Origin of the sequence: Mycobacterium sp. EPa45 (genome assembly GCF_001021385.1) — a bacterium.
Lineage (GTDB): Bacteria > Actinomycetota > Actinomycetes > Mycobacteriales > Mycobacteriaceae > Mycobacterium.
In genome coordinates this window covers 4069017-4085101 of record NZ_CP011773.1, presented here as the reverse complement: position 1 = coordinate 4085101, position 16085 = coordinate 4069017, and the positions used below count along the sequence as shown (strand labels likewise).

13 protein-coding genes are annotated in these 16085 nt (G+C 66.3%); 3 read left to right on the top strand and 10 right to left on the bottom strand.

Annotated features, from left to right (window positions below; translation table 11 throughout):
* Nucleotides 1-83 precede the first annotated feature (83 nt).
* From AB431_RS19570 to AB431_RS19545, 6 genes are all read right to left on the bottom strand, one after another.
* Nucleotides 84-3017, bottom strand: a complete 2934-nt coding sequence (locus AB431_RS19570) for an RND family transporter (protein ID WP_082135744.1) — start codon at nt 3015-3017, stop codon at nt 84-86.
* 30 nt (nt 3018-3047) lie between these two features.
* The gene (locus AB431_RS19565; protein WP_047331330.1) at nt 3048-5909 is read right to left on the bottom strand and encodes an RND family transporter; all 2862 of its coding nucleotides are present in this window, start codon (nt 5907-5909) and stop codon (nt 3048-3050) included.
* A gap of 106 nt (nt 5910-6015) precedes the next feature.
* Nucleotides 6016-7212, bottom strand: a complete 1197-nt coding sequence (locus tag AB431_RS19560; RefSeq protein WP_047331329.1) for an SfnB family sulfur acquisition oxidoreductase — start codon at nt 7210-7212, stop codon at nt 6016-6018.
* Nucleotides 7209-8033: an ABC transporter ATP-binding protein gene (locus AB431_RS19555; RefSeq protein WP_082135743.1), complete on the bottom strand. Its 825-nt coding sequence runs from the start codon at nt 8031-8033 to the stop codon at nt 7209-7211. Before AB431_RS19555 ends, AB431_RS19560 begins: the two co-directional genes overlap by 4 nt.
* Nucleotides 8017-9051: an ABC transporter substrate-binding protein gene (locus AB431_RS19550; protein ID WP_047331327.1), complete on the bottom strand. Its 1035-nt coding sequence runs from the start codon at nt 9049-9051 to the stop codon at nt 8017-8019. Before AB431_RS19550 ends, AB431_RS19555 begins: the two co-directional genes overlap by 17 nt.
* Nucleotides 9048-9896, bottom strand: a complete 849-nt coding sequence (locus AB431_RS19545) for an ABC transporter permease (RefSeq protein ID WP_047331326.1) — start codon at nt 9894-9896, stop codon at nt 9048-9050. The genes AB431_RS19550 and AB431_RS19545 overlap by 4 nt, the downstream gene beginning before the upstream one ends.
* A gap of 168 nt (nt 9897-10064) precedes the next feature.
* On the opposite strand from AB431_RS19545, the gene AB431_RS19540 reads away from it, so the two are divergent.
* The 3 genes from AB431_RS19540 to AB431_RS19530 are packed head-to-tail and all read left to right on the top strand — an operon-like array spanning nt 10065 to nt 13663.
* On the top strand, nt 10065-11378 hold the full coding sequence (locus tag AB431_RS19540) for a glutamine synthetase family protein (RefSeq protein ID WP_047331325.1): 1314 nt from the start codon (nt 10065-10067) through the stop codon (nt 11376-11378).
* Complete coding sequence (locus AB431_RS19535) at nt 11375-12400, top strand: LLM class flavin-dependent oxidoreductase (RefSeq protein WP_047331324.1); 1026 nt, start codon at nt 11375-11377, stop codon at nt 12398-12400. The genes AB431_RS19540 and AB431_RS19535 overlap by 4 nt, the downstream gene beginning before the upstream one ends.
* A 9-nt stretch (nt 12401-12409) precedes the next feature.
* On the top strand, nt 12410-13663 hold the full coding sequence (locus tag AB431_RS19530; RefSeq protein WP_047331323.1) for an acyl-CoA dehydrogenase family protein: 1254 nt from the start codon (nt 12410-12412) through the stop codon (nt 13661-13663).
* Here the strand turns inward: AB431_RS19530 and AB431_RS19525 are convergent.
* Genes AB431_RS19525 through AB431_RS19510 form a run of 4 tightly spaced genes read right to left on the bottom strand, consistent with a single transcriptional unit; the run spans nt 13654 to nt 16064 of the window.
* On the bottom strand, nt 13654-14049 hold the full coding sequence (locus AB431_RS19525) for a DUF2237 family protein (RefSeq protein WP_047331322.1): 396 nt from the start codon (nt 14047-14049) through the stop codon (nt 13654-13656). The genes AB431_RS19530 and AB431_RS19525 overlap by 10 nt on opposite strands.
* 21 nt (nt 14050-14070) lie before the next feature.
* Complete coding sequence (locus tag AB431_RS19520) at nt 14071-14763, bottom strand: TVP38/TMEM64 family protein (protein ID WP_047331321.1); 693 nt, start codon at nt 14761-14763, stop codon at nt 14071-14073.
* Entirely contained in the window at nt 14764-15576 is an 813-nt protein-coding gene (locus AB431_RS19515) for an acyl-CoA thioesterase II (protein WP_047331320.1), read from the bottom strand. It abuts the gene before it with no gap.
* Complete coding sequence (locus AB431_RS19510; RefSeq protein ID WP_047331319.1) at nt 15573-16064, bottom strand: helix-turn-helix domain-containing protein; 492 nt, start codon at nt 16062-16064, stop codon at nt 15573-15575. The genes AB431_RS19515 and AB431_RS19510 overlap by 4 nt, the downstream gene beginning before the upstream one ends.
* Between the last annotated feature and the right edge of the window lie 21 nt (nt 16065-16085).

Here is a 16085-nt window from a genome sequence, read left to right as displayed (position 1 = left end):
CCCCATGAGGCCCGCGAGTGTGCGTCCCGGTACGCCTGCCGCGGCGTGTTGTGTACGAAACCGCACGGTCGCGGGTCCTGGACCTACCTGAGCAGCTGGCCATTCGGCCGCGTGGACAGCGGCCGCGGCCGCACGATGCGCGGCCACCAGAACCACCGCCCCAGCAGGGCCGCCAGCGCCGGCGTCATGAACGCCCGGATGACCAGAGTGTCGAACAGCAGGCCGAGCCCGATCGTCGTCCCCACCTGGGCGACGACGATCATGCTGCTGACGGCCATCGCCATCATCGTGAACGCGAACACCAGGCCGGCTGCAGTGACCACCGACCCGCTGCCGCCCATCGCGCGGATGATGCCGGTGTTGATGCCGGCCGGTATTTCTTCCTTCATCCGCGCGACCAGCAGCAGGTTGTAGTCGGCCCCGACGGCGAGCAGGATGATCACCGCCATCGCGATCACGATGAATTGCAGCGGCATCCCGAGGATGTGCTGCCAGAGCAGGATCGACAGGCCGTAGGACGCTCCCAGCGACAGCACCACTGTCCCGACGATCACCATGGCAGCCACCAGAGCGCGGGTGATCAACAGCATGATGATGAAGATCAACGACAACGCCGCGATGCCGGCGATCTTGAGGTCGTAGGAGTTGCCGTCCTCCATGTCCTTGAACGCCGACGCGGTGCCCCCCAGGTAGACCTTCGAGCCTTCCAGCGGCGTGCCCTTGATGGCTTCGAAGACGGCGGCCTTGATGGCGTCGATGCGTTTGATGCCGTCCTCCGACATCGGGTCTGCCTCGTGGGAGATGATGAACCGCGCCGCGTGGCCGTTGGGGGAGATGAAATTCTTCATGCCGCGCTTGACTTCGTCGTTGTCGAAGATCTCCGGCGGCGCGTAGAACGTGTCGTCGTTCAGCGAATCATTGAACGCCGCCGCCATCGCCGAGGAGCCGTCGTTCATCTCCGCCATCTGGTCCTGCATGCCGGATTGGGTGGCCTGCAGTGTCAGCATCATGATCCGCATCCGCTTCATCGATTCGATCGACGATCGCAGCAGCGGAATCATCTGCGGCATAACTGAATCGAGATCGCGCAGGTCGGGTACCAACCGCTGGATGTCGTCGGTCATGGTGTCGACGCCATCGAGCGCGTCGAAGGTTGACCGCACCGCCCAGCACATCGGGATGTCGTAACAGTGCGGCTCCCAATAGAGGTAATTGCGGATCGGGCGGAAGAAGTCGTCGAAGTCCGAGATGTGGTCGCGCAGTGCGGCGAGGTCGACGGCGGTCTGCTCGGTTTTGCCGACCATGTCGTGTGTGGTCGCGCTCAGCTGCTCCATCAAACCGATCATCTGCGTCATCGTGTTGATGGTGTTCTGCATCTCCTGGCCTTGAACCAACATGTCCGCCATGCGGTCCTGCATATAGGAGCGGTTCATCGTCTGCAGTGAGCCGCTGATGCTCATTTGAGCCGGAATCGTGCTGTACTTCAACGGTTTTCCATCAGGACGGGTGATGGACTGGACGCGGCCGATACCGGGAACCCTGGCGACCGCCTTGGTGATGCGCTCGAGTACCAGGAAGTCGGCCGGGTTGCGCAGATCCTGACCGGTCTCGATGAGCAGCAGTTCCGGATTCATCCGGGCGACGGGAAAGTGGCGCTCGGCGGCCGCGAATCCTTCGTTGGCCGGCAGGTCGGCAGGCAGGTATTTGCGGTCGTCGTAGTTGGGGCGGTAGCCGGGCAGCGCGATCAGCCCGATCAGGGCGATGAACACAGTCAGGAACAGGACCCAGCCCGGCCAGCGGACCACGACCGCGCCGAGGCGTCGCCAGAACCGAATTCGCATCGCCCGCTTGGGTTCCAGCAGCCCGAAGCGGCTGGCGACCGTCACCATCGACGGTCCGAGCGTCAGCGCCGCCACTACCGCGACCACCATGCCGACGGCCAGCGGAATACCGAGCGTGTGGAAGTAGGGCAACCGGGTGAAGGACAGGCAGCACGTCGCACCGGCAATCGTCATGCCAGAGGCCAGCACCACATGCGCGGTGCCTCGAAACATCGTGTAGTAGGCCGACTCTCTGTCCTGGCCGTCCACGCGGGCTTCCTGGTAGCGCCCGATGAGGAAGATCGCGTAGTCGGTTGTGGCAGCGAGTGCCAGGGGCACCAGTATCTGCGTGACGAACGTCGTCAAGCCAATCAGGTTGTGGTACGCCAGGAATGCCACCGCGCCTTGCGTGACCGACAGGCCCATGACGAGCATCACCAGAACGGTGCCGACGGTGGTGATCGACCGGTAGAAGAACAGCAGCATGCAGATGATGACCGTGACGGTGGCGATCTTCACCACCTGGATGCTTCGCCCGCCCTCTTTCTGCTGGTCGGTCTGCATCGCCGAACCGCCGGTCACGAAGGTTTTGACGCCCGGCGGCGCAGGCAGATCCTTGACGATCTTCTGGACCGCGGCGACCGACTCGTTGCCCAGTGACTCACCCATGTTGCCTGCCAGTGAGGCCTGCACGTAGACGGCTTTCCCGTCGGCGCTCAGGGCACCCGCCTCGGTCAGCGGATCACCCCAGAAGTCTTGGACGTGTTGCACGTGCTTGGTGTCGGCATGCAGTTTGTCGATGAGCTCGCCGTAGTACCGGCGGGCCGCCGCGTCGAGTGGCCGCTGCCCCTCCAGGACGATCATCACCGCGTTGTCGGAATCAGACTCCTCGAACACCGCGCCGTTGCGCATCAAGGCGATCACCGATGGGGATTCCTTCGGTGAAAGCGACACTGCGCGCATCTCGCCGACGACGTCAAGGGGCGGCACGAATACGGTCAGGGCGGCGATGACGGCGAGCCAGCCCAGGATGATCGGTATCGCCAGCCGGCGGATCCAGCGGGCCACCCCGGGTCTCCGCTCGTCGGAGACCTCACCGCGGCGGGGCGGTACCTCGGTCTGAGTCCCCACGGCTTTCCCCCGGGCCGCAATGATGCGGCAGTGCTCCTCGGCCGCGAATCCGCCGCGGCGATCCATTGCCGACAGTCATAGCAGACTGGGGTAGCGCTAGCGCAGCAATTGGCCGTGCGGCCGCGTGGACATCGGCTTGGGTCGCACGATCTGCGGCCACCAGAACCACGGTCCCATGAGCGCGGCGATCGCCGGCGTCATGAACGCGCGAACCACCAGTGTGTCGAACAGCAGGCCGAGGCCTATCGTCGTACCCACCTGGGCGACCACCACCATGGCGCTGACCGACATCGAGATCATGGTGAACGCGAACACCAGGCCGGCCGCCGTCACCACCGACCCACTGCCGCCCATGGCGCGGATGATTCCGGTGTTGATGCCCGCCGGTATCTCTTCTTTCATCCGGGCGACCAGCAGCAGGTTGTAGTCGGCGCCGACCGCCAACAGGATGATGACCGCCATCGCCATCACCATGAATTGCAACTCGATACCCAACAGGTGCTGCCACAGCAACACGGACAGGCCGAATGACGCGCCGAGGGACAGCACGACAGTGCCGACGATCACCGCGGCCGCCACAATGGCCCGCGTGATGATCAGCATGATGATGAAGATCAGAGACAGGGCGGCCACGCCGGCAATCAACAGGTCGTACTTGTTGCCTTCCTGCATGTCCTTGAAGGCGGACGCGGTCCCGCCGAGGTAGACCTTGGAGCCTTCCAGCGGCGTGCCCTTGATGGCTTCGAAGACGGCGTTCTTGATGTCGTCGATGCGTTTGATGCCATCGGCCGACAACGGGTCATCCTCGTGGGAGATGATGAACCGCACCGCGTGGCCGTTGGGGGAGATGAAGTTCTTGATGCCGCGCTTGAATTCGTCGTTGTCGAAGATTTCCGGCGGCAGGTAGAACGTGTCGTCGTTCAGCGAATCGTTGAATGCGGTCCCCATCGCCGCCTGGTTCTCGCTCAATGCTGCTTGCTGGTCCTGCTGGCTGGCCTGGCTGGCCTGCTGGGTCAGCATCATGATGCGCATCCGCTTCATCGAGTCGATGGTCGGACCCATCAGTGAAACCATTTGCGGCATAAGGGCATCGAGGCGGTGCATGTCTGGCAGCAACTGCTGGATGTCGTCGGTCATCTTGTCGACGCCGTCGAGAGTGTCGAAGACCGAACGCGTCGACCAGCACAGCGGGATGTCGTAGCAGTGCGGTTCCCAGTACAGGTAATTGCGGATCGGGCGGAAGAAGTCGTCGAAATCGGAGATGTGATCGCGCAACTCCGCGATGTCGACCGCCGTTTCGTCGGTCTTCCCGACCATGTCGTGGGTGACGGCGCTGAGTCGTTCCATCAAGTTGATCATCTGCGTCATCGTGTTGATGGTGTCTTGCATCTGCTCGCCCTGGACCAGCATGTCGGCCATCCGGTCCTGCAGGTAGGACCGGTTCATCGTCTGGCTGGTGCCGCCCATGCTGATCTGGGACGGAATCGTGCTGTACTTCAGCGGTTTTCCGGCGGGGCGGGTGATCGACTGCACCCGGCCGATACCGGGAACCTTCGCGATGGCCTTGCTGATCTTCTCGATGACCAGGAAGTCGGCCGAGTTGCGGGTGTCCTGGTCGGTTTCGAGCAGCAGCATCTCGGGATTCATCCGGGCGATGGGGAAGTGTCGCTCCGCGGCGGCGAACCCTTCGTTGGCCGGCAGGTCGGCCGGCAGATACTTCCGGTCGTTGTAGTTCGGCTGGTAACCCGGCAGGGTGATGAGCCCGATCAGGGCGATCATCACCGTCGCGAACAGGATGGCAACCGGCCAGCGCACCACGGCCGCGCCGAGGCGCCGCCAGAACCGGATCCGCATCGCCCGCTTGGGCTCCAGCATTCCGAAGCGGCTGGCCACCGTGACGATCGCGGCGCCGAGGGTCAACGCCGATATCACCGCGACCACCATGCCGACGGCCAGCGGCACACCGAGCGACTTGAAGTACGGCAGCCGGGTGAAGGACAGGCAGAACGTCGCCCCGGCGATCGTCATGCCCGAGCCGAGCACCACATGCGCGGTGCCGTGGTACATCGTGTAGTAGGCGTCTTCGCGGCTCTCGCCGAGCGCTCTGGCCTCTTGATATCGGCCGATGAGGAAGATCGCGTAGTCGGTTGTCGCCGCTATCGCCAATGTGACCAGCAGCTGAGTTGCGAACGGCGACAGGCCGATCAGATTGTGGTATCCCAGGAATGCCACCGCGCCGCGCGTCACCGTCAGGCCCAGGATCAACATCACCAGGACCAGCCCGACGGTCACGATCGATCGATAGAAGAACAGCAGCATGATCAAGATGACCGCGATGGTGGTGAGCTCGATGATCCGGATGCTCTTGTCGCCGGCATGTTGTTGGTCGGCCTGCAGCGCGGGGCCGCCCGTCACGAAGACCTTGACGCCCGGCGGGGGAGACAAGCCCTTGACGATCTTCTGGACGGCCTCGACCGAATCGTTGCCCAGCGTCTCGCCCATGTTCCCGGCCAGTGCCACCTGCACGTAGACGGCCTTGGAGTCGGCACTCAGTGCGCCGGCTTCGGTGAGCGGATCCCCCCAGAAGTCCTGGATGTGCTGCACGTGCGTGGTGTCGGCCCGCAGCTTGGCGACCATGTCGTTGTAGAAGCGGTGGGCGTCGTCACCCAGCGGCTGGTCGCCTTCCAGAACGATCATCGCCGAGCTGTCGGAGTCGGACTCTTCGAAGACCTGCCCCGAGCGCATCATCGCAATGACCGAGGGCGCCTCCTTGGGCGACATCGACACCGCCCGCAGCTTGCCGACTTCCTCGAGCTGCGGCACTGCCATGTTCAGCACGATGATGAGGCCGACCCAGCCGAGGATGATCGGTACGGCCAGGCGCCGGATCCACTTGGCCAGAGCCGCTCGTTGCGGCGGCTCGGCGTGAAGGACGCGCTCTTCGGTCGGGGCGCTCACCAGCCCAAGTCCTCCCCGCTACGGCAATTTACTTAGACAGTTTTACCAGACGCCGCGAGGTCGGTGTGGGGTTGGTAACGCCGTTCTACCCGACGTCCAGCCCTCGTCAGATCGCTGAGTGCAGCGGCGGCGGCGTGCCGTGCAACAGAGCACGGCCGATGTGCTGGTACTTCCAGCGCACCGCATCGTGCAGGGTGTGGGTGCGTGCGTTGCGCCAAAAGTGGTCGAGGTTCAGGTCCGCCGCCGCGCTGCGAGTGCCGCTGACCTCGAACAGCGCGCTGGAGACCTCGTTGGCGGCCTTGTCGGCCAGGATCTTCGCGCCCGCGACGGCCAGCGACGCCTCCGCCGCGACCGCGCCGTCGACCGTCGCGCCGGCGACCGCGAGTGCGGACTCCGCGGCCTGGACCGTGACGGCCAGTTCGCCGAACCGCTGGATCAGCAGCGGATCGTCACCGGCCCGCGTTACGCCGGCCTCGAACCACGGCCTGCTTTTCTCCCGGACGAACGCCGCGGCCGCCTCCAACGCCCCTCGTGCGATACCGGCGTCGATCGCGGCGTGCAGAAGCTGCGCGAAGGCGCCGTAGCCGGTCGGCTCGCCGACGGCCGGCGCCCGCGGCACCAGCGCCGATCTCTCGACCAGCACGCCGTCGAGAATCACGGAGCCGCTGCCGGTCGTCCGCTGGCCCAGCGCGTGCCAGTCGTCCACGATCCGGACCCCGGGGGTATCGGCCGGCAGGAAGGCGACGTATTGGCCATCGGCCAAGCCGCTTTCGCCTTCCGGGTCGTCGAGACGGGTGAGCACAGCCAGGATGTCGGCGAACAGCGAGCCGGTGCAGTAGTACTTGGCGCCGTCGATGCGAAAGCGGCGGTCGGCCGGACGCACGGTCGTCGCTATGTCGGCCACCGTGGCGGTGCCGCGCTCGGACTGCGCGTTGGCGATGCGCGCTCCCCGCAGAATCCGTTCCGCGTGGTGGCGTAGCTGATCGTCCGAACCGGCCAGCCGCAGCAGGTTGACGTATACGAAATGGCTGTGCGGGATCTGGGCGATGTTCGGGTCGGCAGTGGCCAGGATCCGCACCACTTCGGCGACGGTGCTGGCCGGCAGCCCGGCCCCGCCGTAGGCGACGGGCACGGTGATCGCCAGCAGGCCGCTGGCCGACAGCCGGTCGATCTCACGAAATGGCAGTTCGCGCTGCCGGTCTCGCGCAGCGGCGTCGGTGGCGAAGTCGGCGGCCAACTCCGTCGCGGCCGCGACCGCTTCGGCCGTCGTCGAGAGGATGGGACAGGCCGAGATCGCGGTCATGCCGATTCGACCGCCGCGGCTTTGACGGCTCGGCTGACGTCTTGGCGCAGCCGAACGTATTCGGAGCTTCGGCGCAGTTCGTCGGCGTCGATCCCGGTTCGGGGCAGGTCCACCGACAGGTCCAGGGCGATTCGGCCTGGACGGTGGGTCAGCACCACGATCCGCGATCCCAAGAACGCCGCTTCGTCGGCGCTGTGTGTGACGAACACGGTGGTGCGACCCGATTCCGCGCTGACCTCGCGGATGTCCTCCTGCAATCGTTCTCGGGTCAAGGCATCCAACGCGGCGAACGGCTCGTCGAGCAGCAACAGGGACGTCTCCGGACGTTCGGAGGCCAGCGCACGCGCGATCGCGACTCGTTGCTGCTGGCCGCCACTGATCTCCCAGATCTTGCGGTGCGCAATGTCTTTCAGGCCTACCCGGCTCAGCAGCTGATCACGCCGCTCGACCCGCCGTTCTCGTGGCGTGCCGGCGTACTTCAGGGCCAGTTCGACGTTGCCGCCGACATTGCGCCACGGGAACAACCGCGGCTGCTGGAACACCACGCCGGCGGTCTGACCCGGAACCGGCCGCCGCCCCGACACTTTGAGCTCGCCGCTGCTGGGTGACTCGAATCCGGCGATCAGTCGCAGCAGGGTGCTCTTGCCGCACCCCGATGCGCCGACCAGAACCAGGAATGAGCCTGGCTCCACGTCGAGGTCGACGGGCCCGAGCGCCGTTGTGGTGCCGTATCGGTGCTCGACACCGCGGATCTGGATTCCGCCGTCCTTGTGCGACTCCGACACCGGTGTCGACGCGGCCGTCCTACTGGGCGATGACACTTGGCAATCCCTGCGTGTAGATGGCGTCGGCGAAGGTCTTGAGCGCAGCGGCGGTCGGGATCTGCTTCTGTTCGGCCAAGAACTGCGACGCGCTCTGCAGGTTCACCGCGATGTTGCCGGGGGTGCCCTGGCTGCCCAGCCATTGCGGGGACGCGACTTCCTGCGGCGTCAGGTACACACCCTGCTTGAGCTGACCCTCGACGTCGGCAGGCGGCAGGCCGATTTCGCCGGCGATGGCGTTGGCTGCCGCGGCCGGGTCGCTGTGGATGACGGTCAGCGCGCGGGCTTCCTGCTTGCGCCAGACATCGACGACCTCGGGGTGGTCCTTGGCGAACTGGTTCGACACCACACCCAGATCCAGGGTCGGCTTGCCGTCCTTGGCCAGCTGACGGCTGGTGATCAGATCCCTGCCGGTCCTGCGCAGCTGATCCAGCGTCGGCAACCAGGTGTAGGCAGCCTCGATATCGCCGCGCTCCCACGCCGCCAGGATCGCCTGCGGCTGCAGGTCGATCAGCTGGACATCGCTGGGCGACAACCCGTTCTGGGCCAGCGCGGCAAGCAGACTGTAGTGCGCGGTCGAGGCGAACGGGGTGGCCACCCGCTTGCCCTTCAGGTCGGCGATGGAGTTGATATTGCTGCCGTTGCGGGCGACCAGCGCCTCGTTGTCGCCCGCCACGTCGAGCACGAACGCGACGCTGTAGGGGATGTTCAGCGGCGCCGAGAGTCCGCGGGCGACGGGGCTGGAGCCCAGCGCGCCGAAGTCCAGCTCTTTGGCGATGAACGCGGTGTTGACGTCGGCGCCGGAGTCGAACTTGACCCACTTGATGTTGTAGTCCGGCAGCGCGTCTTCCAGCCACCGATTGTTCTTCACGATCAGATCGCCGCTGGGGAAGGCCTGGTACCCGAGCCGAAGTGTGGGCTTGCCGGCGTCCGACTTCGAGTGATCGACCGAGCAGCCGGCCATGCCGATCACCGTGAGGGCGGCGGCAGCCAGGGCGACGAGCTTCTTGTAGGTCATACTTTTCCTCTCCAGGGGACGGCGCGACGCTCGACAGCGCGCAGTAGACCGTCGATGACGAGCCCCGAGACGCCGATCGCGAAGATGCCGACCAGCACGACGGGGGTGTTGTTGTAATTGCTGGCGTCCTTGACCAGGCCGCCGACGCCGGGAATGCCGTTGAACAGTTCGGCGGCGACCACCGAGGAGTAGGCCATGCCGACGGCCAGCCGGATTCCGGTGAAGGTCTCCGGCAGAGCCGACGGAATCACGATGTCGCGCACGACATCACGGCGGGAGGCGCCGAGCGCGCGGGCCGCTTCGACCAGGCTGACCGGTACCGCGACGACCGCGGCCGTGGTGGCCACCGCCGCAGGCGGCAGGGCCGCCAGCGCCAGCAGAGTGATCTTGGGCGCCTCGTCGATGCCGAGCCAGATGACGAGCAAGAAGAAGTAGGCCAGCGGGGGCAGTGCGCGCAGGAACGTCAGCCACGGCTCGAGAACGCTGCGGACCCACGGGATGGAACCCATCAGCAGACCAAGGGCGACGCCGGCGGCCACACCGATCACGACACCGACGGCCACCCGGCGCAGCGTCATGTAGAGGTGCTCCCAGAGGAGGTAGCCGGCGTACCCGCGGCTGCCGTCGTGGGTGGTCGACACGTCGATGAAGGCGCGCCACACCGTGCTCGGATACGGCACGAAGGTCTGATTCCAGATTTCGCTGGCCGCGGCGAGCTGCCACACGACGAAGAAGACCAGGAGCGAGAGCAACGGGAGCCCGAGGCGAGTGACCCAGGAGGACCACCGGGTGCCGACCGGGGGATCGGTGGTGCCGGTGGGAGCGACGTCGACGAATACAGACACCCCGACACCCTTGCCTGCTGTCAGCCGGCTGTGAATCTCTGCGCTCAGCGAGAATGAAAGTCCGCCAGGTAGTTGCGCTCACGCCGACGCAAAATCTGTCACGTCGCGATCCGCGCGGGGGAAGGTTGGGGCCACCCGTCGCAATGTCGAGTCTCAGGAGGCCAGAACGTGACGCAGGACGCCGAGTCCGAGCTGTTGCGCGCCCTGCACGATGGCTCGTTGACCGAAATCGAGGTCGCCTGGAGCGACCCGTTCGGTCACGCTGCCGGAAAGCGGATCCCCGCAACGCAATTCATCGATCGCGCCAAGCATGGCTTTGCGTTCTGCGAGGCCGCCCTCGGGTGGAACACCGACGGAACGGTGATCGACGGTCTGCGGCTGACCAATTGGGACGACGGATACCCCGACGTGCACGCCATCCCGGACTTCTCGACCTACAAGCCGCTGCCGTGGCGCACGGGTGTCGGGCATGTGATCTCCGATATCGTCCGCCCGGACGGCACCCCCTCGCTGCTCGATCCGCGCGGGGTCCTGCGCCGGGTGATCGCACGACTGGGTTCGCTCGGCTTCACCGCGAAGGTCGGTGTCGAGTTGGAGTTCTATCTGCTCAATCCCGACGGTTCGCCGATTCAGAACGACATCCACGCCTACTCGCTGGAAAACGCCAACGGCCTGGACCCCCTGATCTCGGACCTGCACGACACCCTCGGGGCGTTCACCCGACTGGAAGGCATCCAGACCGAGTACGGGCCGGGCCAGGTCGAGACCAACCTGGTGTACACCGACGCGCTCGCCGCCGCCGACGACGGCGCACGCCTGAAGTATGCCGCCAAGGAGGTGGCCCGCAAGCACGGCAAGGTGGCCAGCTTCATGCCCAAACCGTTCTCGGAGCATTCCGGAAGTTCGGCGCACCTGCACATCTCGCTGTGGCGCGAGGACGAGCCCGCCTTCGCGCCGGTGGACGGTGAGGAAGGTGAGCTGACCCTGCTGGCCATCGCCGGTCTGCTCGAACACCTTCCGGCGATCACCCTGTTCGGCGCACACTCGGTCAACGCCTACCGGCGCTACACGCCGGATTCGTTTGCTCCTGACACCGTCAACTGGAGCCGGGACAACCGAAGCGCTGCGATCCGCTCACTGGTGGAATATCCGCCCGGCGCCAGCCGCATCGAATTGCGTTCGGGCGCTTCGGATGCCAACCCATACTGGCTGATCGCCTCGGCACTGGCAGCGGTGGTGGCCGGGCTGGAAGCCGGCCGGCCCCCGGCGGCCGCCGGGACAGGCAACCTGTACGGCAAGGGCTCTCCGCTGCCGGAATCACTCGGTACGTCACTGGCGCTGGCCGGACAGGACGACACGATCCTGGAGATCCTCGGCCGAGACTCGGTGCTCGACTTCATCTCCATCGCTCGCAGCGAATGGCAGGCCTACACCGGTCACGTCAGTGACTGGGAGCGGCAGCGCTACCTGACCACCTCATGAGCGGACCTCGTTTCGGCGTGTGGGCGCCGGTCTACGGCAACCACGGCGCCCGCACCCACCCCGACGACCTCCCGGACGCCGGCTACCGGCGTACCCGCGACCTGTTGGTGCACGCCGAAAGTCGGGGATTCGATGCCACTCTGGTGGCCCAGCATGTGATCCATCCCAGCGACACCGAGAACGATGTGTTGGAGACGTGGTCCACGCTGGCCGGCGTGGCCGAAGCTACCGACCGGATAGAGCTCATCGGGGCGATCAAGCCGCTGCTGTTCAACCCGCTGGTGTTCGCCAAGGTCGCCGCCAACATCGCCGAGATCTCCGGCGGCCGGTTGTCGATCAACGTGGTGACCGGGTGGTTCCTGCCCGAACTCGAGGCCTTGGGCATCGACCCGCTCGCCCACGACGACCGCTACGCCTACACCCGCGAGTGGTTGGACTCCGTCCTCGACTTGTGGAGCGGCAAGCACGTTTCGGTCGGGGATCGCGGTGGACAGCAAGCTCTGGTGCGGCCGGTCCCGAAGGACGTCCCGCCGGTGTACATCGGGGGTGAGTCCGAGCCGGGCCGGGCGCTGGGTGCTTCACACGGCGATGTGTATTTCATCAACGGCCGGCCATTCGTGGACACCGTCGCGTTGATCGAGGATCTGCGCGCCCGGCCTCGAGACCGCGGGCCGCTGCGATTCGGGTTGTCCGCCTTCGTGATTGCTCGTGCCACCGAGGCCGAGGCCAAGGCCGAGGAGGCACATCTGCAGGCACTGATCGACGCCGAGTCGCGGCCCGAGATCTCCACCGGCACCGATCCGAACACGGCGATGTACCAGGTGCTCGCCGGCAGCAAGCGCATCGGATCCAACGGCGGCACGCTGGCCGGTCTGGTCGGCAGCTACGAGCAGGTGATCGAGCGGATCGATGCCTTCCACGCGGCCGGCATCGAACTGTTCATGCTGCAGTTCCAGCCGATCGAGTCCGAGCTGGACCGCTTCGCCGACAACATCATCAGTCATTACCGCGAAAAGCCTTGAGGACGCCCAATGACCGCGATAACGCAGACCTCCGAAGCTCCCCGGCCGGTGGCGCCGCGCCCGAGGTTCACCACCGAACCACTGGGCGGGACGCCCGCCGAGCGGCTCGCGCGGCTCGCCGATGTCGTCGAAGACCTACGCCACACTGATGCCGCCGCCGAGCGCGAGCGAGTTCTTCAGTACGAGGCCGTCGAGGCGATCCGCCGCACCGGTGCGCTGACGCTGCGGGTGCCGTCCCGCTTCGGCGGCCCGGGCGGCTCCGTACGAGACGTTTTGACCGCCGTCATCCGGATCGCGCGGGGCAGTTCCAATGTGGCACAAGCGCTTCGGCCGCATTTCGGCTTCGCTGAGCGACTGCTGAGCAACCGCGCGACCGAACCCGAACGCGAGGAATGGTTCCCGCGGGTCAACGCGGGCGTCGTCGTCGGCAACGCGATCACCGATGCCAAAGGCAAGGCGCCATCGGGTGCGGACACCACATTGCTCGCCGACGGTGCCGGCGTGCTGCGGCTCAACGGCTACAAATTCTATTCCACCGGAACACTTTTCGCCGACCTGATCGCGGTCTCAGCCAACGATGCCGAAGGGCGTGACGTGCAGGCAATCGTGCCCGCCGGACGCGACGGGGTCGAGCTGTTCGACGACTGGGATGGTTTCGGCCAGCGCACCACCGCGAGCGGCGGAACCCGATTCACCAACGTGGAGGTCCGCCCGCACGAGGTGATCACCGTGTCGGACGGCCAGCACCTCGGTCACAGCACCGCATTCCTGCAGCTGTATCTGGCCGCGGTCGCGGCGGGTATCGCGGCGGCGGCCCGCGACGACGCCATCTGGTACGTGCAGAACAAGGCCCGCCCGGCGTCGCACTCACTGGCTGACACCGCCGCCGGAGATCCGTTCACCCTGCACGCCGTCGGTGAGATCGCCGCGAACGCGTCCGCGGCCGAGGCCCTGGTCCTCAATGCCGCCGACGCGCTCGACGCGCTGGTGGACTCCGGGCGCGTCGACGACGCGGAAGAGCTGGCTCGGGTGTCGATCGTCGTCGCCGAGGCGCAACTGATCGCGGAACGGCTGAGCCTCGCGGCGGCCGAGCGGCTGTTCGACACCGGCGGGGCGTCGGCCACCGCGCGCGCCCTCAACCTCGACCGGCACTGGCGCAACGTTCGTACCGTCTCCACCCACAACCCGCTGGCGTACAAGGCACATGCGGCGGGAAACTACGCGGTCAACGGGGTGTGGCCACCGGCCAACGGTTACTTCTGATCCAGGCTGCCCAGGTCGTCGGGAACGTCGACAGCGTATTCCTGCAACGTCTCCAACGGGACCACGTCCAGGGTCCGTTCATGGGTGCAGGCCAGCACGACCGGCGCGGCATGCCCGTCGGTGTGGGCCCGCAGCCAGTTGAGCGCGGTCACGCACCAGCGGTCGCCGGGCGTCAGGCCGGGGAACCGATACTGCGGCATCGGGGTCGACAGGTCGTTGCCGATCGAACGCTGATGTTCGAGGAATTCAGCGGTCACGACCGCGCAGATCGTGTGCCGGCCGGCGTCCTCCGGACCGGTCGAGCAGCAACCGTCGCGGTAGAAGCCCGTCATGGGTTCGGTTCCGCACGGTTCGAGTGGGCCGCCGAGCACATTGCGATCAGCCATGTCAGTCAGTATCGCCCAAGATCAGCGGCTCGGGCCTCGGTTGCGCCAACCGCGGTACCCGCGGTGGGCGGCGAACGCCCCGATGATCGCGGTGATGCACCACACCACGATCGCGGCATAGCCGAGGGGCGACGACAGATCTGAGATCGATGCGCCCAGCGCGGTATACACGAACGCCCGGGGCGCCGATCCGATGAATGCACCGGCGGCCATCTGCCACAACGGCATTCCGAAGGCGCCGAAGGCGTAGGACGCCAGCGCGTCGGAGATACCCGGCACAAACCGCTGGCCGACCACTGCCCACAACCCGCGTCGCTGGATCTGGGCGTCGATCCGGCTCGACCAATCGGGACCCAACAGCGCCCGCGCGCTGTCCCGGCCGGCTCGCCTGCCGAGCAGGGCGGCGATCATCGCCGTCAACACCGTCGAGCCGAGAGTGACGAACGTGCCGAGCCACGGGCCGAACAGCACTCCACTGCCAGCGGCCAGCAGCGGTCCCGGGACGAATACGGCGGCCAGTCCCGCCGACACCACCAGGTATGCCAGCGGAGCGGCTGGACCGGTCGCCGTCATCGCGGCGCGAATGCCAGCCGGGTCGATCACCTTGGTCACTGCAACCAGATAGAACAGGACCGCCAGGACGGCGACGAACAGCACAAGCCGCAAGACGTGCGGCCATCGCCGGGCCTGCGGTGGTTCGGTGTCCTGCGCCATTCAGTCTTTGTAGTAGACGATCTGGTGACTGGTCGCCAGCAGGGTGCCGTCACGGCCCCAGATCTGCGCGGACTGGTCGAAGTAACCACGCGCGAAACGCTGGGCGTGCGCGCTGGCCAGGATGTAATCCGCGCCTTGCCGGGCAAGTTCGGCGCCGTCGACGTGGAAGTATGTCGTCAGCGAGATGGTGCCGGCCGGCAGCATGCGGCCGCGGCGCAGGAACACCCGCGGGTAGAACACGTCGGTCAGCGCGCTGAGAGCCGGGAAGTCCAGCGCCCGGGCCGGTCGTTGTCGCACCCACAGCGTCGTCGTCGACGACGGACTATCTTCCGATTCGGTCGGCAACCCACCCTCGACGTAGTGCATGTCGTAGTTGCGCATCCACGGAACTACCTCCGAAGCTGGTGCATCCGAAAGGCGTTCGGGCTCAGGAGCCACGGGCATGGTGGCTTCGGTGTCCGACCAGGCATCGCGCCGAAGGCCGAAGACCGCCGTCGCGGTGGTGGTGACGCCGTGGTCCTGGCTCACCTCGACGGTCCAATGCTGATTGGTGCGATTGGTCCGCACGGCGCGCACGGCGATGTCGAAGGAACCGTCGTTGACCGGAGCGAGGTAGTTGACGGTCAGGGCGACGGGTTCGCCGATCCGGTCGGGATGCTGGGCGATCGCACGCACGATCGCGGCGGCTGTCACCCCGCCGAACGGGCCCACCATGTTCGCGTACTCCGGTGTGGTATGGCCGATATAGCGCCCAGAAGCGGCTTCCGACAGGCTGATTGCGGTGTCGAAGGCATGGGCGGTGGTGGTGGTCATCGGCTCGTCTTTCCGGTTTTGGCTGGGCGGGCTCCGGGGCCGGGCCGCGGCTCGGTGTCGTGGGCGGTCAGCGGGGTCTGGTCGTTGCTACATCGCAGGCGCAGTTCGACGGGGTGCCCGCAATCGCGGTGAACGACCTGCACCGGTGGTCCGGCCGGGTCTGCCTCCCACTTGTCGCCCCACTGCATCAGTGCGATCACGGCCGGCAGCAGATCCCTGCCCTTTTCGGTCAGGCGGTATTCATGACGCTCGCGCTGACCGGGCTCCTGGTAGGGCATCTTTCGCAAGACTCCCGCTGCGACCAGGGTGTTGAGCCGTTCAGTCAGGACCTGGCGGGGACAACCGATGCGAGCCTGGAATCGCTCGAAGCGCCGGGCGCCGTAGAACGCCTCGCGCAGGACCAGCAACGTCCATTTTTCGCCGACGATGTCCAGTGCCCGCTTGACTGAACAGTTTTCGGCGCTGATGAGGTCGCGGTCGACGGACACATCAGCCAGCGTAGCAGAGTC